The organism is Streptomyces sp. NPDC029292 (genome assembly GCF_055569295.1).
Window position 1 is genome coordinate 130,422 of the sequence record NZ_JBVHXR010000012.1, and the last position, 22,278, is coordinate 152,699.

At 71.1% G+C, this 22,278-nt stretch carries 20 protein-coding genes and 2 tRNA genes; 12 read left to right on the forward strand and 10 right to left on the reverse strand.

Annotated features, from left to right (window positions below; translation table 11 throughout):
• Positions 1–382: 382 nt before the first annotated feature.
• A tRNA-Lys gene (locus tag ACZ4WS_RS25685) sits at positions 383–456 on the reverse strand.
• A 184-nt stretch (positions 457–640) separates the two neighbouring features.
• On the opposite strand from ACZ4WS_RS25685, the gene ACZ4WS_RS25690 reads away from it, so the two are divergent.
• The 8 genes from ACZ4WS_RS25690 (at position 641) to ACZ4WS_RS25725 (ending at position 9,741) form a co-directional block, all read left to right on the forward strand.
• Complete coding sequence (locus ACZ4WS_RS25690; RefSeq protein ID WP_467983732.1) at positions 641–1,999, forward strand: peptidoglycan-binding protein; 1,359 nt, start codon at positions 641–643, stop codon at positions 1,997–1,999.
• An 80-nt stretch (positions 2,000–2,079) separates the two neighbouring features.
• A complete protein-coding gene (locus ACZ4WS_RS25695; RefSeq protein ID WP_467983734.1) occupies positions 2,080–3,234 on the forward strand; it encodes an SPFH domain-containing protein in 1,155 nt (384 codons plus the stop codon).
• A 141-nt stretch (positions 3,235–3,375) separates the two neighbouring features.
• The gene (locus ACZ4WS_RS25700) at positions 3,376–4,002 is read left to right on the forward strand and encodes a lytic polysaccharide monooxygenase auxiliary activity family 9 protein (RefSeq protein WP_467983736.1); all 627 of its coding nucleotides are present in this window, start codon (positions 3,376–3,378) and stop codon (positions 4,000–4,002) included.
• A gap of 102 nt (positions 4,003–4,104) precedes the next feature.
• Entirely contained in the window at positions 4,105–4,575 is a 471-nt protein-coding gene (locus ACZ4WS_RS25705) for a DUF3592 domain-containing protein (RefSeq protein ID WP_467983738.1), read from the forward strand.
• A 55-nt stretch (positions 4,576–4,630) separates the two neighbouring features.
• Positions 4,631–6,379: an AMP-binding protein gene (locus tag ACZ4WS_RS25710; RefSeq protein WP_467983740.1), complete on the forward strand. Its 1,749-nt coding sequence runs from the start codon at positions 4,631–4,633 to the stop codon at positions 6,377–6,379.
• 71 nt (positions 6,380–6,450) lie between these two features.
• Positions 6,451–7,659 carry a sensor histidine kinase gene (locus ACZ4WS_RS25715; RefSeq protein ID WP_467983742.1) on the forward strand — a complete coding sequence of 403 codons (1,209 nt, stop codon included), beginning with the start codon at positions 6,451–6,453 and terminating at the stop codon, positions 7,657–7,659.
• 5 nt (positions 7,660–7,664) lie between these two features.
• Positions 7,665–8,297 (forward strand): response regulator, encoded by a 633-nt coding sequence (locus ACZ4WS_RS25720; RefSeq protein ID WP_467984017.1) that lies wholly within the window; start codon positions 7,665–7,667, stop codon positions 8,295–8,297.
• A 238-nt stretch (positions 8,298–8,535) separates the two neighbouring features.
• The gene (locus ACZ4WS_RS25725) at positions 8,536–9,741 is read left to right on the forward strand and encodes an MFS transporter (RefSeq protein WP_467984019.1); all 1,206 of its coding nucleotides are present in this window, start codon (positions 8,536–8,538) and stop codon (positions 9,739–9,741) included.
• A 206-nt stretch (positions 9,742–9,947) separates the two neighbouring features.
• On the opposite strand, the gene ACZ4WS_RS25730 is transcribed toward ACZ4WS_RS25725, so the two are convergent.
• The 6 genes from ACZ4WS_RS25730 to ehuB form a co-directional block, all read right to left on the reverse strand.
• Positions 9,948–10,021: transfer RNA gene (locus ACZ4WS_RS25730), tRNA-Lys, on the reverse strand.
• Positions 10,022–10,096: 75 nt separating this feature from the next.
• On the reverse strand, positions 10,097–10,855 hold the full coding sequence (locus tag ACZ4WS_RS25735) for an IclR family transcriptional regulator (RefSeq protein WP_467983744.1): 759 nt from the start codon (positions 10,853–10,855) through the stop codon (positions 10,097–10,099).
• Positions 10,856–11,092: 237 nt separating this feature from the next.
• Entirely contained in the window at positions 11,093–11,848 is a 756-nt protein-coding gene (gene ehuA / locus ACZ4WS_RS25740) for an ectoine/hydroxyectoine ABC transporter ATP-binding protein EhuA (protein ID WP_467983746.1), read from the reverse strand.
• 16 nt (positions 11,849–11,864) lie between these two features.
• The gene (gene ehuD, locus ACZ4WS_RS25745; RefSeq protein ID WP_327428965.1) at positions 11,865–12,515 is read right to left on the reverse strand and encodes an ectoine/hydroxyectoine ABC transporter permease subunit EhuD; all 651 of its coding nucleotides are present in this window, start codon (positions 12,513–12,515) and stop codon (positions 11,865–11,867) included.
• Positions 12,512–13,240 carry an ectoine/hydroxyectoine ABC transporter permease subunit EhuC gene (ehuC, locus tag ACZ4WS_RS25750; RefSeq protein WP_467983748.1) on the reverse strand — a complete coding sequence of 243 codons (729 nt, stop codon included), beginning with the start codon at positions 13,238–13,240 and terminating at the stop codon, positions 12,512–12,514. Before ehuC ends, ehuD begins: the two co-directional genes overlap by 4 nt.
• On the reverse strand, positions 13,237–14,160 hold the full coding sequence (gene ehuB / locus ACZ4WS_RS25755; protein WP_467983750.1) for an ectoine/hydroxyectoine ABC transporter substrate-binding protein EhuB: 924 nt from the start codon (positions 14,158–14,160) through the stop codon (positions 13,237–13,239). The genes ehuC and ehuB overlap by 4 nt, the downstream gene beginning before the upstream one ends.
• A 117-nt stretch (positions 14,161–14,277) precedes the next feature.
• Here ehuB and ACZ4WS_RS25760 point away from each other — a divergent pair, with 117 nt between their 5' ends.
• The gene (locus ACZ4WS_RS25760; protein WP_467983752.1) at positions 14,278–14,772 is read left to right on the forward strand and encodes a DUF3830 family protein; all 495 of its coding nucleotides are present in this window, start codon (positions 14,278–14,280) and stop codon (positions 14,770–14,772) included.
• Positions 14,773–14,782: 10 nt separating this feature from the next.
• Here the strand turns inward: ACZ4WS_RS25760 and ACZ4WS_RS25765 are convergent, their stop codons facing one another.
• Positions 14,783–16,186: an amidase gene (locus tag ACZ4WS_RS25765; protein WP_467983754.1), complete on the reverse strand. Its 1,404-nt coding sequence runs from the start codon at positions 16,184–16,186 to the stop codon at positions 14,783–14,785.
• Positions 16,187–16,205: 19 nt separating this feature from the next.
• Entirely contained in the window at positions 16,206–17,147 is a 942-nt protein-coding gene (locus tag ACZ4WS_RS25770; RefSeq protein WP_467983756.1) for a D-2-hydroxyacid dehydrogenase, read from the reverse strand.
• Between the two features lie 216 nt (positions 17,148–17,363).
• On the opposite strand from ACZ4WS_RS25770, the gene ACZ4WS_RS25775 reads away from it, so the two are divergent.
• The 3 genes from ACZ4WS_RS25775 to ACZ4WS_RS25785 all read left to right on the forward strand — a co-directional run bounded on the left by ACZ4WS_RS25775 (position 17,364) and on the right by ACZ4WS_RS25785 (position 20,251).
• Positions 17,364–18,143 carry a maleate cis-trans isomerase family protein gene (locus ACZ4WS_RS25775; RefSeq protein WP_467983758.1) on the forward strand — a complete coding sequence of 260 codons (780 nt, stop codon included), beginning with the start codon at positions 17,364–17,366 and terminating at the stop codon, positions 18,141–18,143.
• Positions 18,140–18,871 carry a maleate cis-trans isomerase family protein gene (locus tag ACZ4WS_RS25780; RefSeq protein WP_467983760.1) on the forward strand — a complete coding sequence of 244 codons (732 nt, stop codon included), beginning with the start codon at positions 18,140–18,142 and terminating at the stop codon, positions 18,869–18,871. The genes ACZ4WS_RS25775 and ACZ4WS_RS25780 overlap by 4 nt, the downstream gene beginning before the upstream one ends.
• Positions 18,872–19,138: 267 nt before the next feature.
• Positions 19,139–20,251 (forward strand): LLM class flavin-dependent oxidoreductase, encoded by a 1,113-nt coding sequence (locus ACZ4WS_RS25785; RefSeq protein ID WP_467983762.1) that lies wholly within the window; start codon positions 19,139–19,141, stop codon positions 20,249–20,251.
• A gap of 23 nt (positions 20,252–20,274) precedes the next feature.
• Here ACZ4WS_RS25785 and ACZ4WS_RS25790 read toward each other — a convergent pair whose 3' ends face one another.
• Positions 20,275–22,176: a putative bifunctional diguanylate cyclase/phosphodiesterase gene (locus tag ACZ4WS_RS25790; RefSeq protein ID WP_467983764.1), complete on the reverse strand. Its 1,902-nt coding sequence runs from the start codon at positions 22,174–22,176 to the stop codon at positions 20,275–20,277.
• Positions 22,177–22,278: the final 102 nt, after the last annotated feature.

The following is a 22,278-nucleotide window of genomic DNA, read 5'->3' on the forward strand; positions in this document are numbered from 1 at the left end:
TTCCACACCTTCAGACATGGAACGATGACCTTCCGGTTGCATGATGCCCCCCTCGGCATCCGTTCATGAACGGGTCCCCCATCAATCCCCATCACAGTTGCAACCGGTTCGTGCCCCCAACTGCCGTGTATCGACAGTCCCTTGAAGCCCAGGGTTCTACGCCGTTCATCTTGATCGCAAGATGCGAAACGAGGTGTTAACCGGTCATACGAGCTAATTGGGACGTGTGTACGAAGATCAGTACGAAAGAAGGAGTCGGCCGTCCGCTTGATGAGGGGTCCGACGGGCCCGCGTGGCGAAGGGGCCGGATGTCGCCAGGCGAAGGCGTCGGCTCGCCGCATGACGAAGGGCCCCTCGCTGCTGCGAGAGGCCCTTCGGTCGGTGCGCCGCCAGGGACTCGAACCCCGGACCCGCTGATTAAGAGTCAGCTGCTCTAACCAACTGAGCTAGCGGCGCCTGCTGACCCGAGAACCCTACCCGACCGCGAGGGGTGCTCCCGACCGCCGGAGTGGGCCCCGGACCAGGTCCGGGGGCCGTGTACATCATTCGGACCGTCAACATGCGACACCGGAGGACAGTTGAGAAACTGACGACTGTGCAGAACCGCGAGCATTTCCACCTGGAGTGTGAGGGGAATCGCATGGAGGCTCCGGTATTCGAGGAATTCGATCCCGCGAGCGACTGCGACTGCCCCGGATGCGTTCACTGGCGGCGCGTCATTCCCCGGTCCCCGCTGTCCGGGCCGGTGGGCCATCCGGCGGCACGCAGGGCACTCGTGCTGGCCGCGGCGGCGGGCGCGGCCCTCGGCGCGGGCCTGCCGATGCCCGCGGTCGCCGCCCCGCACGGATCCGCCCGGCCGGGCATTCCCGCAGGTGACGAGCCCGACACCCCGCAGGGCAGCAGGGCTCCGCTGCACGGGCCCGCGGGGAAACCGGCGAAGCCCACACAGCCCACGACCGGGGTCAGGACGCCCACGACCACCCGGGCCGAGATCATCAACCGGGCCAAGAGGTGGGTCGCCGCGCACGTGCCGTACAGCATGGCCGCGTACTGGTCGGACGGCTACCGGCAGGACTGCTCGGGCTTTGTCTCGATGGCCTGGAGCCTGCCGGAGAACGAATGGACGGGCAGCCTCGACACGTTCGGCGTACGGATTTCCCGCGATCAGCTGCAGCCCGGCGACATGCTTCTCTTCCACAATCCCGAGAACCCCCAGAACGGCTCGCACGTCGTCATTTTCGGCGGCTGGACGGACTACACGCACACGTATTACATCGCGTACGAGCAGAGCCGCCCGCACACCCGGAAACAGTCCACCCCATACGCCTACTGGAGCAACTCGGACCGCTATGTGCCCTACCGCTACAAGGGGGTCGCCGAGGCAACGAGCGGCGCGGTCGCGTCCACGCCGGGCGCGACCGCCACCCGCTACCCGGGGTCGGCGTACTTCGGGCCCGGCGCGAACAACGCGTACGTCACCCAGCTGGGCCGTCTCCTCGTGGACCGGGGCGCGGGCCGTTTCTACACCTCGGGCCCGGGGCCGCGCTGGTCGGCCGCGGACCGGCGGGCCACCCAGGCGTTCCAGCAGGCGCAGGGCTGGACCGGGTCGGACGCGGACGGGCTGCCGGGGGCCGAGACCTGGTCGTACCTGGTGGGGAAGCAGGGCCAGGACATTCCGGGTCCTGCGGAGGTGAGCCCCGGGGCCGAGGGGCCCGCCGGGTCCAAGGGTTCCGCAAGGCCGACCGCGTCCTCGCACGGCGTGTCCGGCTATCCGGGGCGCGGGCTGTTCCGGCCGGGAGCGCACAACGCGTATGTCACCCAGCTCGGAAAACAGCTGGTCAGCAAGGGGTTCGGCAAGTACTACACAGCGGGGCCCGGACCGCGCTGGGGCGAGGCGGACCGGCGCAATGTCGAGGCGTTCCAGCGGGCCCAGGGCTGGCGGGGCGGCGCGGCGGACGGCTACCCGGGGCCGGAGACGTGGCGACGGCTCTTCTCGTGAGCCGTGAGCCGTGAGTCCTGAACCCCGAGCCCCTTCTCGAGGGTTACGAAACTTCCAGGCGCGGAGGCATGGAGGCAGCTATGAGTACGACGACTTCACACACCCCGGAGTCCGAAGGGGCACCGGAGGGCGGCGGTACACGGTCCGCCCGGCTCATCCACAACGAGGCGACCACCGAGATCCCCGTCCACCTGCTCTTCCGGGACGACCCCGAGCCGGTCTCCGTACCGCTCGCGCCCGCCGTCGTGGGCCGGCGGCGCGGCACGGGCGAGCAGCCGCGGATCCGGCGGCCCGTGCCCGGCAAGGCCCCGCGCCCGGTGCCGGAGGTCGACCCCGAACTGGTGGAGCGCCCCGCCCGGGTGCTGCCGGGAGGGGCGGGAGTGCTGGCCGGGGCCTGTGGTGTGGCCGGATGTGTGCTCACCTCGTGGTGGGCGGGCGCGCTGCCTCCCCCGGTGCTGGCGGCACTGGAGCTGCCGGGGCATGCGGGCGCCGGGCTCGGGCCCGCTCAGTGGGCGGCGTACGCGGGCGCCGGGGCGCTCGGCCTGTTCGGGTTCGGCGGTCTCGCCCGCGGCCGGACCGGGCGGGCCTGGGTGCTCGGCCTCTTCGGGCGCTATCGCGGCACGGTCCGGCGCACCGGGCTGATGTGGGTCAACCCGCTGGTGCTGCGCCGCTGTGTCGACGTACGGCTGCGGCACTGGCGCAGTGAGCCGATGTCCGTGGTCGACGCGAACGGGGTCGCGCTGCGGGTGGTGGTGCTCGTCGTCTGGCGTGTGAAGGACACCGCGCGGGCCACGCTCGGGGTCGAGGACCACCAGACGTATCTGCGCGAGTGCGTGGAGGCGGCGCTCTCGCGGGTGCTCTCGCAGCTCCCGGCCGAGCTGCCGCCCGCCGTGGTCAAGGACGTGACCCTGCGCAACACGGAGGCCGTCGGCGAGTCGCTGACCCGGCTGGTGGCCGCGGACGCGGCGCCGGTCGGCCTGGAGGTGTTCTCGGCGCAGCCGACCCGGATCGAGTACGCGCCCGAGGTCGCCGCAGTGATGCAGCGCCGCCGCATCGCGACGCTGGACGCCCAGCACCGCGACACCGTGCTCGCCTCCGTCGTCGACTCGGTGGAGGACGCGGTGACGCGGCTGACCGTGCGGGGGCTGGTCGAACTCGACGACTACGAGCGCAAGGCGCTGGTGAAGGACCTCACTGTGGCGTTCTACACGGGGCGCAAGGCGGACGGGACGTGAGGGGCGCCGCTCCTGGAAAGCCCGTCCGTGATTGGTCTGGACATGTTCAAGTAACGGCAATAATCTGGGACTTGGTCTAGACCTGAACATCGCGCGCACGGCTCATGAGAACCTCCCTCACGTCCTCCAGGAGCGGCAGCAATGCGCATACGGACGACCAGGAAAGCCAAGTTGTACGCGACCGTGATCGGCCTCGTCACGGCGGGCACCTTCGTGCTCTCCGCCGGCGGCGCGGGCGCCCACGGCTACACCGACCAGCCCCTCAGCAGGCAGAAGTTGTGCGCCGCCAACGGCGGCACCGTCGCCAACTGCGGTGACATCCAGTGGGAGCCCCAGAGCGTCGAGGGCCCGAAGGGCTTCCCGGCGGCCGGTCCCGCCGACGGCCAGATCTGTTCCGCGAACCACACCAACTTCGGTCAGCTCGACCAGCCCACGACCCCCGCGGGCACCGCCTGGCCGACGACCAAGGTCACCGGCGGTCAGAGCTACACCTTCCGCTGGCAGTTCACGGCCATCCACGCCACGACCGACTTCAAGTACTTCGTCACCAAGACCGGCTGGAACCAGAACCACGCCCTGACCCGCGCGGACCTGGAGACCACTCCGTTCCTGACCATCCCCTACAACGGACAGCGCCCCCCGTCCTCGACGCTCACGCACACGGGCACGCTGCCCACGGGCAAGAGCGGACACCACATCATTCTCGGTGTGTGGACGATCGCGGACACCGCGAACGCCTTCTACTCGTGCGCGGACGTCACGTTCTGAGGCTCCCTTGAGCTGCACCCCCGTCCCCGGCGGGTATGTTCCCCGCACGTCGACATAACATCGCGGCGTGCGGGGAGCTTTGCCGAACATCGAGGGATCACGATGAGTGTGTTTTTCTATGCCGTGCCCGGACTGATCATGGCCGTGGCCCTCTTCATGGCGACCAAGGTGATCCGCCGCTCGCTGGAGCTGCGCAGCGCCTGGAACAGCGGACTGACCGCCGAGGCGCGCTGCCTGCGGTCGTACACGACGACCAGCGGCGGCGGTGGCGACACCTCCGTGACGACGACGCTGCACCACGTCTACGAGTTCACGACGCGCGAGGGCCGCACGGTCCGCTTCGAGGAGGGGAACGGTCCCTCGACGATCGTCGAGGGCGACATCGTCACCGTCCACTACACCGCCGAGAGCCCCGAGAAGGCCACGGCCCACGAGCCGAGCCGGGGCAAGCTGGCGGCGGGCGCGGTGGGCATGCTGGTGTTCTGCGCGGTGATCGTCGTCTTCTGCATCGGCTTCATGGTGGCGGCCCACGGGTTCTTCTCGGAGTGGGACGCCATGGGGGACGACTTCTAGGGAGCGGGCTCACAGGTCTCCCCATCTGACGGTACGTCAATTATCGTGCGCCCCCATGGGGTCCATGAGGCGTACCGTCGCGGAGCTCGTGCAGGAACGGTGGGGCGACCACCGGCCGGGGCTGTGGTTCGAGGGGCGGGTCCTGAGCCATCACCGGGTGGCGGCGGGCGCGGCGGCGCGGGCGGCACTGTTCGCCGACCTGCTCCCGCCCGGCGCCGAACCGCACCTCGGGGTGCTGCTCGACAACACTCCCGAGTACCCGATGTGGCTGAGCGCCGCCGCCCTCGCCGGTGCCGCCGTCGCCGGGATCAACCCGACCCGGCGCGGCCCCGAACTGGCCCGCGACATCCTGCACACCGAGTGCCGTGTCGTGATCACCGAGCGGGCCCACCTGCCCCTGCTCGACGGCCTCGAACTCCCGGGCGTACGCGTCCTGGTGACCGACACGGACGCCTACGACGAGCTCCTCGCCTCGTACGAGGGCGCGAAGCCGGACGCTTCGAGCGCGACCCCGGACGACCGCCTCCTCCTCTACTTCACCTCCGGTTCGACCGGCGCCCCCAAGGCCGCGATCTGCACCCAGGGCAGGCTCGCCGCCGCCGGGCAGTCGCTCGTCGACCACTTCGGGGTGCGACCGGGCGACACGCACTACATCTGCATGCCGATGTTCCACGGCAACGCGGTGATCGCCGACTGGGCGCCCGCGCTGGCGGCGGGCGCGGCGGTCGCGCTGCGGCGGCGGTTCTCGGCGTCGGGGTTCCTCGCCGACGTGCGGGCCTGCGGGGCCACGTACTTCACCTATGTGGGCCGTGCCGTGCAGTACCTGCTGGCCACGCCCGCCCGCCCCGACGACCGCGACAACCCGCTGCGGATGGGCTTCGGCACGGAGGCGGGGGCGGTGGACGCGGCGGCTTTCGAGCGGCGCTTCGGGGTGCGCCTCGTGGAGGGGTACGGCTCTTCGGAGGGCGGCGCGGCCATCCAGTGGGCGCCCGGCACCCCGCCCGGGGCGATCGGACGGGCGGCGCCCGGCGACGACCTCGCGGTGGTCGACCCGGCCACCCGGCGCGAGTGCCCGCCCGCCGTCTTCGCCGCGGACGGCCGCCTCCTCAACGGGAGCGACGCGATAGGGGAGTTGGTGAACCGGGGTGCCAACCTTTTCGAGGGCTACTGGCGCAACCCGGCCGCGGACGCAGCCCGGCAGCGATGGGGGTCCCCCCGCTCATGGGGGTCCCCCCGCTCGAGCGAAGTCGAGAATGGGGGAGAAGTCGAGAGTGGGGGAGAAGCCGAGAGCGGGGGAGGCTGGTACTGGACGGGAGACCTCTTCTACCGCGACGGCGACGGATTCCTCTACTTCGCGGGCCGCACCGACGACCGGCTGCGCGTCGACAGCGAGAACCTCGCCGCCGCGGTGATCGAGAACATCCTCGCCCGCTACGACGACGCCGCCGCTGTGGCGGTGTATGCCGTGCCGGACCCGGTCGCGGGGGATCAGGTGATGGCGGCCGTGGCGCTCCGCGAGGGGGTCGGGTTCGATCCGTTGGCCTTCGGTGAATTCCTGCTCTCCCAGCCGGACTTGGGCACCAAGATGGCACCCCGCTTCGTACGGCTGGTGCGGCGGATGCCCGTCACCGCCACCAACAAGATCCACCGGGTGGGGCTGCGGCGGGAGGGTTTCCGGTGTCCGGACCCGGTGTGGTGGCGGCCGCCCGGGGAGTCGGCGTACCGGAGGCTGGGGGAGGCGGACCTCGCGGAGCTGGTCGCGCGGTACCGGGCGCAAGGGCGCGAGGAGCTGCTGACGAGGTAGGGCTGGGCCCACCCCCGGTCCACCCGCTGCTCGTATGGTCCCGGGTGCCGGGCGCCGCCTACCGTGGCCGCATGATCCGCAGAGTCGGGCCGTGGCGCGCGGCCGGATACCTCGTCACCGGCGTTCTGGCCGGCGCCCCGCTGTGCGGCGGGCTGCTGGTGCTCGGCGTCGTCGGTGCCGCGCTGACGCCCGTGCTCGTCGGGCTGCCGCTGCTGGCGCTGCTCGCGCTGACGGGCGTACCCGTCGGGGCGCTGGAGCGGCGGCGGCTGCGGCTGGTGGACCCCGCGCCGGTGACCGACCCCCATCGCACCCCGGACGAGCCGGGCCTCGCCGCCTGGGCCGGGCTCCGGTTCGCCGAGCAGGCGACCTGGCGCGAGCTGGCGTACGCGGTGCTGCTCGCGTACCTGCTGTGGCCGCTGGACCTGCTGGTCCTGGCGGCGGCGATCGGGATCCCCGGCGCCCTGGCCGGGGCGCCGGTGCAGCTCGCGCTCTCCGGCGGCGACACCCGGATCGCCAAGCTGTGGCTGATCGAGTCGTACGGGCAGGCGTTCCTGTGCGCGGCGGCGGGGCTGGTCCTCCTCCTCGTCCTCCTGTGGCCGCTCGCGCTGTACGCCCGTGCCCGCGCCGCCCTCGCCCGGCTGCTGCTCGCCCCGCGCGAGGCCGAGCGGCGGCTCGCCGAGGTGACGAAGTCCCGGGCCCGCCTGGTGGCCGCCTTCGAAGCGGAGCGGCGGCGCATCGAACGGGATCTGCACGACGGGGCGCAGCAGCGACTGGTGGCGCTGAGCATGACGCTGGGCCTCGCCCGTCTCGACGCCCCGCCCGAGCTGGCGGCGCGGCTCACCGCCGCTCACCAGGAGGCGGACCAAGTCCTCAGCGAGCTGCGGGAGTTGATCCACGGCATCCACCCTCAAGTCCTCGCCGACTACGGGCTCGGGGACGCGCTCGCCGACGCCGCCGACCGGTCCGCCGTCCCCGTGGAGGTGGACGTGCGGCTGCCGCGGCTCGCCGAATCCGTCGAGTCCGCCGCGTACTTCGCGGTGCGGGAGGCGCTCGCCAACGTGGGCAGGCACAGTGGGGCGGGGCGGGCGTGGATCAGCGGGCGGCACGGGGACGGGCGGCTGCGGATCGAAGTGCGGGACGACGGGCGCGGGGGAGCCGATCCGGGCCGCGGCTCGGGGCTCACCGGGCTCGCCGACCGGCTGGCCGTCCTCGATGGAACACTGGCCGTCGACAGCCCGCCCGGTGGGCCGACCGTGCTGCGTATGGAGATCCCTTGCTGAGAGTCGTGCTCGCCGAGGACAGCGTGCTGCTGCGGGAGGGGCTCGTGGGGCTGCTGCGCCGCTTCGGACACGAGGTCGTCGCGGCGGTCGGGGACGCGCGGGCGCTGACGGAAGCCGTCGCGGCGCACGCACCCGACCTCGTCGTCACCGACGTACGGATGCCGCCCGGCTTCCAGGACGAGGGACTGCGCGCGGCCCTCGCCCTCCGCTCGCTGAACACGGGCCTTCCCGTGCTCGTCCTCAGCCAGTACGTCCAGCGCGCGTACGCCGCCGAGCTGCTCGACACCGGGGACGGCACCGGCGTCGGCTATCTCCTCAAGGACCGGATCGGGCAGGTCGAACAGTTCGCGGAGGCGGTGGAGCGCGTCGCCGCGGGCGGAACGGTCGTGGACCCCGAAGTCGTCCGACAGCTGCTGCGCCGCCGGCGCGATCCGCTGGAGGCGCTGACCCCGCGCGAGCGCGAGGTGCTCGGCCTGGTCGCCGAGGGGAAGTCCAACGGCGCGATCGCGCGACACCTGGTCGTCACCGAGGCGGCCGTCGGCAAGCACATCGGCAACATCCTGGGGAAGCTGGACCTGCCTCCGGCGCAGGACACGCATCGGCGGGTGCTGGCCGTACTGGCCTATTTGCGCGGCTAGTTGGGGTGCGGAACCCCCGAGGAACGCCTGAGGAGTCCCTGTCGCCCCACGGGGGAGGATGCACCCGGACGCCTGTGTCGAGGGAAGACGGAAGACGGAAGAGGGGAGAGGGAACATGCGTCGCCTGAGCGGGGTCACAGACGGGGGCACGGACGGGGTCACAGGCGGGGGCGCAGACGGGCCCTATCGCGTTCTGGTCGCCGGGTACTCCGTCTCCTCGTTCGGCACCTTCCTCAACATGGTGGCGCTCAACCTGTTCGTCTACGCCACCACCGGCAGCGCGCTCGCCGTGGGACTGTTCATGGCGGTGCGGCTCGGAGCGGGGTTCCTGGCCGGGATGGCCGCGGGGCGGATCCTGGCCCGGTTCGAGGTCAAGCCGGTGATGCTGTGGGCCAACGTCGTCCAAGCCGGTGTCATGCTCCTGTTGGCGGTGGCGCCGGACGGGGGCCTGCGCACCGGAATGCTGTTCGCCGTGTCCGCGGTCGTGGGCGCGTGCGGCACCGTGTTCATGGTCGCGCTGCGCAGCTCCATCCCCGACCTGGTCGGAGCGGAGCGGCGCGGCTGGGCCAACTCGCTGATGGTGGGCGGGCGTTCGCTGGCCATGGTCGCCGGGTTCGCCTCGTCCGGCGTGCTGGTGCCCTGGCTGGGCTTCACCGCCGCGTTCCTCGTCGACGCGGTGAGCTTCCTGGTGTGCGCGGGGGCGGTGGGGTGGCTGCCGGGGGTGAAGCGGAAGGCCGTGTCCTCGGCGGCCGAGGGTGAACCCCGCGACAAGCGGAGCGTGTTCGGCGCCGCGACGGCGCTGACCGCCGTGCCCGCGCTGGGTCTGATGGTCTGCCTGCGCGCGGTCGACGCGCTCGGTTCCTCCTCGCACAACGCGGCCCTGCCCGTCTATTCGAGCGCCCTCGACCCGGACGACCCGGCCGCGTTTGTCAGCCGCTTCTGGCTGTTCTGGGCGCTCGGCAACGTGCTGGCACAGCAGGTCATCCAGCGCTGGGCCAAGCGCGGTGGCCGGTCCGTCGGCGCGCTCGGCTTCGGCCTGGGCACGGTGGTCATGTCGTCCGCGTTCATCCTCGGCTTCGCCGGGTTCCCGCTGGCGGCGACGATCGGGATCGCCCTTGTCGCGGGCGCTGCGGACGGGCTCACCGAGGTCTCGTACACCTCACACCTGCAGACCCTCCCGGAAACCCTGCGGAGCCACGCCTTCGGCCTGTCGGCCACCGTCGAGAACCTCGGCTTCGGACTCGGCATGATCGCCGTGTCGGCGGCCCTCGGATCCTTCTCGGCGCTCACCGTCGTGGCCTGGTCCCACGGGGTCGCCATCGCGGTCGCGGGGATCTACCTGCTCCGGTTGTACGCGGTCCGGGGGGCCGGTGCAGAGGGGGCGGGGGCGAGTGGTGCGCACGACGGCGGTCGGCGGGACGGCGCCGAGGTCTCGGGGAGCTGAACGGGGGCGCCCGGCGCATACAGCACGCCCTGGTCACCCCGGAGGAGGCCCCGAGCGGGGTGACGGCCCGGCCCGGACACGCACCTCAGGCACATCAATGGGGGTGTGGGTGGCGAAGCCCCGGCAACGGGCGGCGAAGCCGCGCGGAAAACAGTGATGGCGAGGCCGGTTCGCGTTTCCGCGAACCGGCCTCGCCATCACTAGCGTGCGCCGCCAGGGACTCGAACCCCGGACCCGCTGATTAAGAGTCAGCTGCTCTAACCAACTGAGCTAGCGGCGCATGACTCCCGCCTACCGCTCTCGCGGTCGGCGACAAAAGAAATACTACCTGGTCCGCGGCGGTGCTCCTGACCACCTAGAGGGCGAGAGACAGCAGTACGGGGGCCGCGCCCCGGTTCAGTGTCTCCGCCGCCTGCCGGAGCCGGTGGGCGTGCTCGACCGGGAGGGAGAGGGCCAGGCAGCCGACGGAGGAGCCCGCCGTGATGGGGACGGCCGCGCAGACCGTGCCGACCGCGTACTCCTGGAGGTCGAGCACCGGCACGGTGGGCGGCTGGGTGGCGAGGTGGGACAGGAGCAGCCGTTCGTTGGTGATGGTGCGCGAGGTGAGGCGGGCCATCTTGTGGCGGGCGAGGTGATCGCGGCGGCCGTTGAGGTCGAGCTGGCCGAGCAGGCTCTTGCCGATCGCGCTGGCGTGGGCGGAGGAGCGGAAGTCGACCCACTCGTTGACCGCGGGGGTCGTCGGGCTGTCGGCGTACTGGGTGATGTGGATCTCACCGTCGACGTACCGGCTGAGGTAGATCGCGGCGCCGACCGAGTCGCGCAGCCGGTCGATGGTCTGCTGGAGCTTCTCGCGCAGCGCCTGGTCGCGCCCGTGGGCGGAACCGAGGCGGCTCAGGGCGGCGCCGGCGACGTACGCACCGTCGGCGACCTGCTCGACGTACCCCTCCCGGCGCAGCATCCGCAGCAGTGCGGTCAGGCGCTCCGTGCCCAGGCGGGTCTGGCGGGCGAGTTCGGCGTCGGTGACACCGGTGGAGTGCCGCGACACCGTCTCCAGGACGCGGAGGGCGTCCTGGACCGAGTGGTACGGCGCGGTCGGCTCGTGCATCAGCGCCACGGTTTCCCCCTGCGCTTTTCGGCCCGGCTACAAGACGGCTAAAGGACACAGCCCGGACAGCGGGCTACCTCCACGATAACCACCAAAGGGCTTGCTGTGGGCGTGTGTTGACGAGATTGATGGCGCGTTCCAAGCCTCTCAGCAGGAACGCGCCACCCTGGCATATGCCAAAGTCATGGCACATAGGGCATGCCCCATGAGCCGGACCTCGCACCTTGCCGTGTTCACTTCTCGCAGTCAGAGCACCGCGCTGAGAAATTCCCGGGTCCGCTCCTGCTCCGGATCGCTGAAGATCTTCTCGGGCGGGCCGGACTCGATCACATGGCCGGAATCGAACATCAGCACCTGGTCCGAGATGTCCCGGGCGAAATTCATCTCGTGGGTCACGCAGAGCATCGTGATGTCCGTGGTGCGGGCGATGTCACGGAGGACGTCGAGGACGCCCGCGACCAGCTCGGGGTCGAGCGCGGACGTCACCTCGTCCAGGAGCAGCACCTGCGGCCGCATTGCCAGCGCGCGGGCGATCGCGACCCGCTGCTGCTGGCCTCCGGACAGCTGGGTCGGTCGGGCGTCGCACTTGTCGGCGAGGCCCACCAGGTCCAGCAGCTCGCGGGCCCGCGCCTCGGCCTCGTCCTTGGACAGGCCGAGGACGGTGACGGGTGCCTCGGTGATGTTCCTGAGCACCGACATGTTCGGGAACAGGTTGAACTGCTGGAAGACCATCCCGATCTTCTTGCGGACCTCGCGGATCTGCTTCTCGCCCGCCGGGAAGAGCCGCTCCCCGGCGACCGTGATCGTGCCCTCGTCCGGCTCGGTCAGCGTCATCAGCAGCCGCAGGATCGTCGTCTTGCCGGAGCCGGACGGGCCGATCAGCGTGACGTGCTTTCCGGGATCGACGCGGAAGTCGAGGCCGTCGAGGACGGTGTTGTCCCCGAAGCGCTTGGTGACCTTGTCGAAGCGGATCAGCTCTTCGGTGTTCGTATCGGCGGACAAGACGTCGCTCTTCGTATCAGCGGACAAGACGTCGCTCCAGGGCTCGCAGAAGCAGGGAAGCCGGATAGGAAATGAGGATGAAGGCCACGCCGATGACCGTGAGCGGCTCGGTGAACTGGAAGTGCTGCTGCGAGTACAGCCGCGCCTCGCCGAGCATCTCCATCACGGTGATCACCATCAGGATCGGGGTGTCCTTGAGCATCGAGATGACGTAGTTGCCGAGCGGGGGCACCACCCGGCGGATCGCCTGCGGCAGGATCACCGCGGTCCAGGTGCGCCGCACGGGCAGGCTGAGCGCCGTGGCCGCTTCCCACTGGCCGGCGGGCACCGCCTCGATACCGGCCCGGTAGACCTGCATCGTGTACGTCGAGTAGTGCAGCCCGATCGCGACGACACCGGTGGTCAGCGCGGAGAACGTGATGTTCCACTCGGGCAGCACATAGAAGAGGAAGAACAGCTGCACCAGGAGCGGGGTGTTGCGGATGAACTCCGTGACCACCCCGACCGGCCAGCGCACCCACCGCGTCGGCGTCCGCATCAGCAGCGCCCACACCAGACCGAGGGCGAAGGAGATCACCGAGCCGAGGGCCAGTGCCTGCAGGGTGACCAGCAGCCCGTCCCAGAAGTGCGGCATGAAATCGCCGACCGCGCTCCAGTCCCACTTCATGAGGCACCTCCGCTCGCGGCTCCCACGCCGGTCGTTTGTGCGCGCTTGAGTTCACGCGCCGCCGTCTCCGTCCCGGGGTCCTTGCCGACCCCGGCCTTCAGCCGCTTCTCCAGACCGCGCATCAGCCGCGTGAGCAGGAAGGCGATCACGAAGTAGATCAGCAGGACGTATGTGTAGATCTCCGCGCTCTGCTGCAACGCGAGCCGCACCAGGTTGGCGCTGAACGACAGATCGCCCAGGCCCATGACGGAGACCAGGGCCGTGCCCTTGAGCAGCTCGACCAGCAGGTTGCAGAAGGAGGGGATCATCTCGGGCACCGCCTGCGGCAGCAGGATCAGCCGCATCCGCTGCCAGGGGGTGAAGCCGAGCGCGATCCCGCCCTCACGCTGCGCCGGGTCGACCGCGTTCAGGGCGCCGCGCACGATCTCGGAGCCGTACGCCCCGTACGTCAGTCCCAGCGCCAGCGTGCCCGCCCACATCGGGACGAGCTGCCAGCCGAAGGCGAGCGGCAGCACGAAGTACACCCAGAAGATCATGATCAGTGCGGAGGTGCCGCGGAACACCTCGGTGTAGAAGCCCGCGAGGAAGCGGACGATCCACCACCGCGAGGTGCGCGCGATCCCGACGGCGAAGGAGATCGCACCGGCCAACAGGGCGCTGAAGAACAGCAGTTGGACGGTGACCCAGATTCCTTTGAGTACGAGTTCCCAGAGTCCCGAGGTCATCCGCGGCACAGCTCCTTCGCGGTCATGTCGGTCATCTCGGCCTTGGTGAAGCCGAACGGCTGGAGGATGCGGAACAGCTCGCCGCTGTCCTTCAGCTTCCTGAGCTCCACGTTGAAGGCGTCCCGCAGCTTCGTCTCCGGCGACCGGAACGCGAAGCCGCCGCCGTCGACATGCGGCTTGCCCTTCACCAGCGGCGCGAAGGGCTTCGTACTCTCGGCCTTGCCGGACTTCTTGACCACCTCACGCGTGGTCAGCGCCGTCCCCGCGAAGGCGTCGACACGGCCCGCCTCGACGGCGTTCAGCCCGGCCACCTGATCCGGCACGATCAGGATGTCGCTCTCCTTGTACCCGGCCTCGACCGCGTACTGGATCTCGGCGTACCCGGTCCCCGTCGCGAACTTGGCCTTCTTCGCGACGACGTCCTTGTAGTCGTGCAGCCCCTTCGGGTTGCCCTTGCGCACGATGAACGCGTCGAGCATCTGGTAGTCCGGATCCGCGAAGATGACCTGCGCACAGCGCTCGGGGTTGATGTACATCCCGGCGGACACGACGTCGAACTGCTGCGAGTTGAGCCCGGGGATGAGCGAGCCGAACTCGGTCGGCACCGGCTGGACGCGATCGACCCCCAGCCGCTTGAAGACGGCCTTCGCGAGTTCCGGCGCCTCGCCCGTCAGCTCACCGTTCCTGTCGATGTACCCGAAGGGGATCTCACCCGCGATACCCAGCCGTACGACACCCTGCGCCTTCAGCCGGTCGAGCAGATCACCTCCCTCGGTGTCGGCCGCCGTCGCGACCCGGCTGCAGCCGGCGGCGCCCAGCGCGCCCAGCGCGGACACGCCCGCGAGCAGCGATCGGCGACTCGGCCCTCGTATCGCTGCTTTCTCTGCGTCATTCCCGTCATTCCCAAGTGGTGGAGCCATGGCCGCGCGGCTACCCGGGACCACGCGATGTATTCAGATCAATTCGAGCCCCGTCCGCACCCGTCCGCACTCGTCCGCCGCCGAGGCCCCCTTGACCTCGGCGGGACCATGGAGTGCATGGCCGATCGCTATATCGAAGTGTCCCTGCTCAAGCGGGGCGTCCACTGCACGGCACGACTCCTCGACGACCGGGCGCCGCTCACCTGCGCGGCGGTGTGGGACGCGCTCCCGCTGGGCGGCGACGTCTACCACGCGAAATACGCACGCAATGAGATCTACGCCCTTTTCCCGCCTTTCGCGGACAGGGAGCCACCGTTGGAGAACCCGACGGTCACGCCCATCCCCGGTGACCTCTGCTATTTCGCCTTCGCGGGCACGGAACTGGGCACGCGGGCGTACGGCTACGACACCGACGTACGCCCTGGCACGACCGTCGTCGACCTGGCCCTCTTCTACGAGCGCAACAACCTGCTCCTCAACGGGGATGTGGGCTGGGTGCCGGGGATCGTGTGGGGCCAGGTGGTGGAGGGTCTGGACGAGATGGCGGAAGCGTGCAACGACCTGTGGCGCTCGGGGGCGTCGGGGGAGACGCTGTCGTTCCGGCGGACGTAGGGCTCGCGCTCTACACCCCGTCCGGCGGTTCGACCCCGGCGGCCCCCGCCTCGTACAGCGCATGCGCCGTCCGCAGGACGACGTCGTCCCGATGCCGGGCGGCGACGACCTGCAACCCCACCGGGAGTCCGTCCCCGTCCACCCCGACGGGGACCGTCGCCGCCGGCTGCTGCGTCATGTTGAAGGGGTACGTGAACGGGGTCCACCCCGTCCAGCGGCGCACGCCCGACCGGGCGGGAACCTCCGCGCCCGCCTCGAACGCGGTCAGCGGCAGGGTCGGCGTCACCAGGACGTCGTACGACTCGTGGAAGCGGCCCATCCGCCGCCCCAGCTCCATCCGGACGTCCACCGCGGCGAGATAGTCCAGCGCGCCGAAGCGGGCGCCGAGGCCGCAGATCTCGCGGAGGCCGGGATCGAGCAACTCTCGCTGGTGGGGCCCGAAATGCTGGGTCACGCGGGCCGCCCCGCCGAACCAGAGGGTGTGGAAGGCGTCCACGGGGTCGGTGAAGTCGGGGTCGGCCTCGGTGACGTACGCGCCGAGCCCCGCGAGCCGCTCCACGGCCCGCCGGACCGCCGCCGCGACGGCCGGACGGACCGCGACCTGCCCGCCGAGGGAGGGCGAGTACGCGACCCGCAGCCCCCGCACCCCGCCCTCCAGCGCGTCCACGAAGGACCCGCCGACCGGCCCGAGCGCGGACCAGTCCCGCGCGTCGGGGCCGCTGATCACGTCCAGCATCAGCGCCGCGTCGGCGGCGTCCCGCGTCATCGGCCCCACGTGCGCGAGCGTCCCGAAGGCGCTCGCGGGAAACAGCGGCACCCTCCCGTACGTCGGCTTCAGCGCGAAGATCCCGCAGAACGCGGCCGGGATACGGACGCTGCCACCGCCGTCCGTGCCCAGGGACAGCGGGCCCGCGCCCAGTGCCACGGCCGCCGCACTGCCGCCGCTGGAGCCGCCCGCCGTGCGCGAGACGTCGTACGGATTGCGTGTCACCCCCGACAGCGGCGAGTCCGTGACGCCCTTCCAGCCGAACTCGGGTGTCGTCGTCTTGCCGAGGAACACGGCGCCGTGCTCGCGCAGCCGGGCCACGGACGGCGCGTCCTCGTCCCAACGGCCATGCGGGTCAATGGTCTTGGAGCCGCGCAGGGTCGGGGCGCCGCGCAGCAGCAGGATGTCCTTGACGGTGACCGGGACCCCGTCCACCAGGCCCGCGGGCTCGCCCCGCCGCCAGCGTTCCGCCGACTCGGCTGCCCGCGCGAGGGCTTCGTCCGCGTCGAGCCGGACGAACGCGTTCACCGCGGGCTGGATGCGGTCGACCCGCTCCAGGGCCGCCCGCGTCGCGTCCACGGGGCTGAATTCGCCCTTGCGGTAGCCGTCGAGGAGTTGGACTGCGGTCAGCTCGGTGAGTTCCGACATCGGCTCCTCCAAAGGGAGTTCAGTGTCCGGGCACGTACCCACGCTTCTTGTCGACGACGTTCGGCAGCGGCTTCCCCGCCTCCCAGCGCTCGTACAACTCCACGAACTGCGTGCCGAGGTCGTCGCGCCAGCCGATCGTGTCCCCGCTCATGTGCGGCGACACGATCAGCCCGGGGACGTCCCACAGCGGGCTGTCGGGGCCGAGCGGTTCGTGCTGGAAGACATCGAGGGCCGCGCCCGCGATCCACCGCTTCGACAGCGCCTCGGTGAGCGCGTCCTCGACGACGAGCTGCCCACGCCCGACGTTGATGAAGCGCGCCGACGGCTGCATCATCCCGAAGCGCCGCGCGTCGAACATGCCGTACGTGGCCTCGGTGAGCGGCGCCGCGGACACCACCCAGTCGGCGCGCGCCATCAGCCGGTCCAGCTCCTCCGGGCCGTGGATGCCGGTGCGCGGGGTGCGCCCCACCAGGGCCGTCGTGATGCCGAGTGCCTTGAGCTCCTTGACGATCGCCCGCCCGATCGGCCCGGAACCCACCACGCACGCGCGCGTGCCCGCCACCCGCTGCGACTCGCGGTGCCGCCACTCCCGCCGCCCCTGCAGGTCCCATGTCCTCGGCAGATCCTTGGCCATCGCGAGGACCAGCGCGGCGACGTACTCCGCGATCGGCTGGTCGAAGACCCCGCGCGCGTTGGTCACCACGGTGTCGGACGCGGCGAGCTCGGGGCACAGCAGATGGTCCACGCCCGCGCTCGCCGTGTGCACCCAGCGCGGCCGGGGACCCTCGCCGGGCCAGGCGCGGCGTACGGCGTCCGAGGTGAAGTCCCACACGAGCAGCACGTCCGCGCGGGGCAGCAGCTCGGCCAGCGTGGACTCGTCCGCGTGCTCGATCCGCACCCGCCCGGTGAGCTTGCCGAGGCGGGGGAGGGGCTCGGCGTCCAGAACGAGGAGGGTGGTCATCGGGGGTAACCGTTTCGCAATGCGGGTCCGCTTTCCTGGGGGAGTCCGAGGATCTGGATGGTTATGAGGATCTGGATGGTTATGAGAAGAGAGGTGTGCCGGAGCCGTCTGAGATGCGCGGATTGACCACGCTCGCACCCGAACCTACCTTCGTCAACACGGGCCCACCTACGGTCCGTTGCCCACCCGTTTCCCTTAGTGAGGCCGGTGCCTGCCATGGACGTCTCTTTTCTCGGCGGCCCCCGCGCCCAGCGCGGTGTCGGCGTCGTCGCCCCCTTCGACTTCGCCCTCGACCGCGAACTGTGGCGATGGGTGCCCGACGACGTCTCCCTGCACCTCACCCGGACCCCGTTCGTGCCGGTCGAGGTCAGTCTGGACCTGGCCCGCCTGGTCTCCGAGCACGAGACGCTCGGCGACGCGGTGCGCGCCCTGAACGCGGTCGCGCCCGAGGTCGTCGCGTACGCCTGCACCTCGGGCAGCTTCGTCGGGGGCGTCGCCGGGGAGCGTGCGATGTGCGAGGCGATGACACGGGCGGGAGGGGTCGCCTCGGTCACGACGTCCGGCGCCCTCATCGCCGCGCTGGAGGAGCTGGGCGCCCGCCGTATCACGCTCGTGACCCCCTACACGGTCTCGGTCACCCAGTCCCTGGAGGAGTACCTCGCCGAGGCGGGCATCCGCGTCACAGGTCGCGCCTTCATGGGCCTGACCAGGCACATCTGGAAAGTTCCGTACCGGGATGTGGTGGAGATGGCGCGTGCGGCGGCCGTCGGAACGCCCGACGCGCTCTTCATCAGCTGCACCAACCTCCCGACGTACGACGTCATCCCCCAGCTGGAGGCGGAACTGCGCATCCCGGTCCTCTCGGCCAACCAGGTGACGATGTGGGCGGCGCTGCGCCAGCTGGGTACCCGGGCCGTGGGCCCCTATCAAGCTCTACTGGACGAATCCGCTCGCCGGGGGCCGGTACTGCCGGAAGAACAGGAAGGTTGGGCATGACAGCAGTTGGTTTCCTCTACCCCGGTCACTCGGCCGAGGACGACTACCCGCGCATGGAGCAGCTGCTCGGCAGCGACATCCGCCTTCCCGTCGTCCACACGGACATCGGCGAGGACGCCCACCGCGTGGACGCGCTCCTCGAGATGGGCTCGGCGGGCCGGCTCGCGGCGGGCGTCGAGGAGCTGCGTCTGTCGGGTGCCGAGGCGGTGGTGTGGGCCTGCACCAGCGGCAGCTTCGTGTACGGCTGGCAGGGCGCCCAGGAGCAGGTCCGCGGCCTCGCCCGCGCGGCCGGTCTGCCCGCCTCCTCCACGTCCTTCGCCTTCGCGCACGCCGTACGGGAGATCGGCGCCCGGCGGGTCGCGATCGCTGCGACGTACCCCGATGACGTGGCCGCGCTCTTCGCCGCCTTTCTCAAGGATGCGGGGGTGGAGGTCGTCGCGGTGCGCGGTTCCGGGGTCATCACGGCGGCGGAGGTCGCCACGTGGGGGTACGACCAGGTGGTCGCCCTGGCCCGCGAGGGCGACCACCCCGACGCGGACGCCGTCCTCCTCCCCGACACCGCCCTGCACACCGCCTCCCACATCCCCGCCCTGGAACACGCCCTCTCCAAGCCCGTCCTCACCGCCAACCAGGTCACCGTCTGGGAGGCCCTCCGCCTGGCAGACCGCCGCGTCAACGCCCCCCAACTGGGCACCCTGTTCACGAAGGAACCGATCGTCCAGGCGTAGGGGTTTTCGCCCCCCGCCGCCCCTACCCCCGTCAAACGCCGGGGGCTGATTCTCAGCCCGTCCGGCGTTTGAGGACGAGGCCGTTCAGGCCGAAGCGGGGGTCTGGGGGCGGCAGCCCCCCAGATACGGGACGGGTAGGGGCGGCGGGGGCGAAAACAACCCCACGCCCAGCCCCCACCCCGGCCCACCGGGAATAAACGGAGACAGCCTCCTGTTCGTACCCCGCGGACACGCGACGTACAAACGGCAGACAGCAGGAGGCACCCGGTGGACGAGACGGACGAGATCCGAGGCACAGCGCAGGGCACCGCCCCCGTACCCCTGTCGGTCCTCGACCTGGTCACCGTCGGCGCAGGCCGCACCGCGACCGACGCCCTCCACACCAGCGTCAAAATCTCCCGCCTCGCGGAATCCCGCGGCTTCCACCGCTACTGGGTGGCCGAACACCACTCGATGCCGGGCGTCGCATCGTCGTCGCCCGCGGTGATCCTCGCCCACCTGGCCGCCCACACCACCCGCATCCGCCTGGGCTCGGGCGGAGTCATGCTCCCCAACCACGCCCCCCTGGTCATCGCGGAGCAGTTCGGCACGCTGGAGGCGATGGCACCGGGCCGGGTGGACCTGGGCCTCGGCCGGGCCCCGGGCACGGACGGAGCGACCGCCGCGGCCCTGCGCCGCACCGAGCGTCTGGGCGAAGGCGCCGACGACTTCCCCGAGCAGCTCGCGGAGCTCACCCGCTTCCTGGACGACGACTTCCCGGACGGTCACCCGTACGCCCGCATCCACGCGGTCCCGGGCCCCATCCAGTCGACCTCCCCCGGCGGCGTCCAGTCCCCGCACCGCCCCCCGATCTGGCTGCTGGGCTCCTCAGGCTTCAGCGCCCGCTTGGCCGGCATCCTCGGCCTCCCGTTCGCCTTCGCCCACCACTTCTCGGCGCAGAACACGATCCCGGCGCTGGACCTCTACCGCGAGTCCTTCCGGCCGAGCGCCGTGCTGGACGCCCCGTACGCCCTCATCGGCGTCTCCGCCCTTGCCACGGACGACGAGAAGGAGGCCCGCCGCCAGGTCATGGCCGCGGCCCTGAACATGGTCCGCCTGCGCACCGGCCGCCCGGGACTCGTCCCGACCCCCGAAGAGGCGGAGGCGTACGAATTCAGCCCCATGGAGCGGGAGTTCATCACCAGCTGGAACTCCAACGTCATTCACGGCACGGCCGACGAGGTCCGCTCCGGCCTCGACGACCTGCAGAAGCGCACGGGCGCCGACGAGTTGATGATCACGGGCAACGCGCACAGCGGCGACGTACGCCTGCGCTCGTACGAACTGATCGCGGACGCCTACGGGTTGCCGAAGACCCACCAGGGGACCCAGGAGACCTAGGAATCCCAGGAGGCTCAGGAGGCTCAGGCCTGAGCGCGGGACGCCGTCAATAGTGCGGAGATACGATCCGGCGCCACCGGCCGGGAGTACAGCCAGCCCTGGCCGGTGTCGCAGCCGATGCCGCGCAGGCGGGAGGCCTGGGAGGCGGTCTCCACGCATTCGGCGGTGACCGTCAGGCCCAGCCGGTGGGCGAGTTGGATGAGGGCCTCGACGATCACCTCGTCGGCGGGGTTGGGGTGGGCGGCCGTACCGTCGAGGTTCTCGTACTGGAAGCCGCGGACGAAGGAGCCGTCCAGTTTCAGGACGGAGACCGGAAGGCGGCTCAGGTAGGCCAGGTTCGAATAGCCGGTGCCGAAGTCGTCGATGGCGATGCGGACGCCCATGTCGCTGAGGGCCTGCAGGGCCTGGAGGGGGCGGCCGGCCGAGCCCATCACCGCCGACTCCGTCAGCTCCAGCTGGAGCAGATGCGGCGGCAGGCCCGTCTCCGCGAGGATCTCCGCCACGTCGGCGACCAGGTCGGAGTCCCAGACCTGACGCACCGCCACGTTCACGCTGACGAAGATCGGTACGGCGTCCGGGTGGTCCAGCTGCCAGCGGCGGGCCTGGCGGCAGGCGGTGGCGAGCACCCAGCGGCCGAGCTGCACGATGGAGCCGTCTTCCTCGGCCAATCCGATGAACCGATTCGGCGTCAGCATTCCGAACTGCGGATGGTTCCAGCGGACGAGCGCTTCGACTCCGCGTACGCCGCCGTCCTCCATGCCCACCAACGGCTGGTATTCCAGGGCGAATTCACCGCGCTCGATCGCCGCGCGGAGGGTGGAGGAGAGGGCCTGGCGGGTCATGCGGTGGGCGTTGCGCTCCGGGTCGAAGAGGGTCCAGCGGCCCTTGCCGTCGGCCTTCGCCCAGTACAGCGTCGTGTCCGCCGCCTGCATCAGCCCGGTCGCGCTGGTCCCGGCGGCGCGCCGCTCGACGACGCCGATGGAGGCGGAGAGGGACAGCCGCTGGCCGGAGAGGTCGAAGGGGGCCTGAAGCGCCTTCAGGACGGATTCGGCGAGGTCCGCCAACTGGTCCGTCCCCGTGGAGTCCTCGACGAGCAGCGCGAACTCGTCGCCGCCGAGTCTCGCCACCAGGGGAGTGGCCGCTCGCGCGTAACCCGCCTCGTCGGCGCAGCGCGTCAGCCGTTCGGCGACCGCCGCGAGCAACCGGTCCCCGACCCGGTGGCCGAGCGTGTCGTTGACCGCCTTGAACCCGTCCAGGTCCAGATAGCAGAGCCCGATCCGGCCGGTGCCGCCCTCCTCGTACGCTTCCGCCTCCAGGGCGGCCGACAGGCGCTCGAAGAACAGGGTGCGGTTGGGCAGCCGGGTCACCGGGTCGTGCATCTGCAAGTGCCGCAGCCGGGCCTGGAGTTCACGCCGGGCGCTGATGTCGGCGACGGACAGCAGCACGGCCCGCTCCTGAGGCGGCAGCGGCGTGACCGTCAGCTGGACCCAGAGCGAGTGCCCGTCGGGGTGCTTGAGGCGCCGCGTGCAGCGCAGCCGGGCCTGTCGGCCGCGCAGCACCTCGCGGTAGGCGTGCCAAGTACGGGCGTCGGACGCCAGGTCCACCAGATCGGCGGCGATCCGCCCGGCGAGCGCGTCCGCCCCGGCACCGAGCAGCGCGCCGAGCGACTCGTTGGCGGTGACGACCAGACCGTCGCGGTCGACGACGGCCATCGCGAGGGGCGCGGCGGCGAAGCCGGCGGCGGACACGGATGTGAACGCGGGCGCGCCGGGAGGCGTTTCGGCTGAGACGGATGCGCCGGGAGACGACCCGGGTGACCCGGGTGACCCGACGGGCGTACGAGGAGATGTGTTGATGTCACGCTCTGTGACGGCCGGCCGGACGAGGTCTGCCGCGGGCGCCGGCCCTTCGGACGTTCCGCTCACCGCTCGCTCCCGCAGTGCACTCGTTCATCGTATGGGTATCTCGGGGCGGTCGGCCGGTGATGGACGGCCGCACAAGCCGTGTCGGTGCAGGAAAGTGTGCCG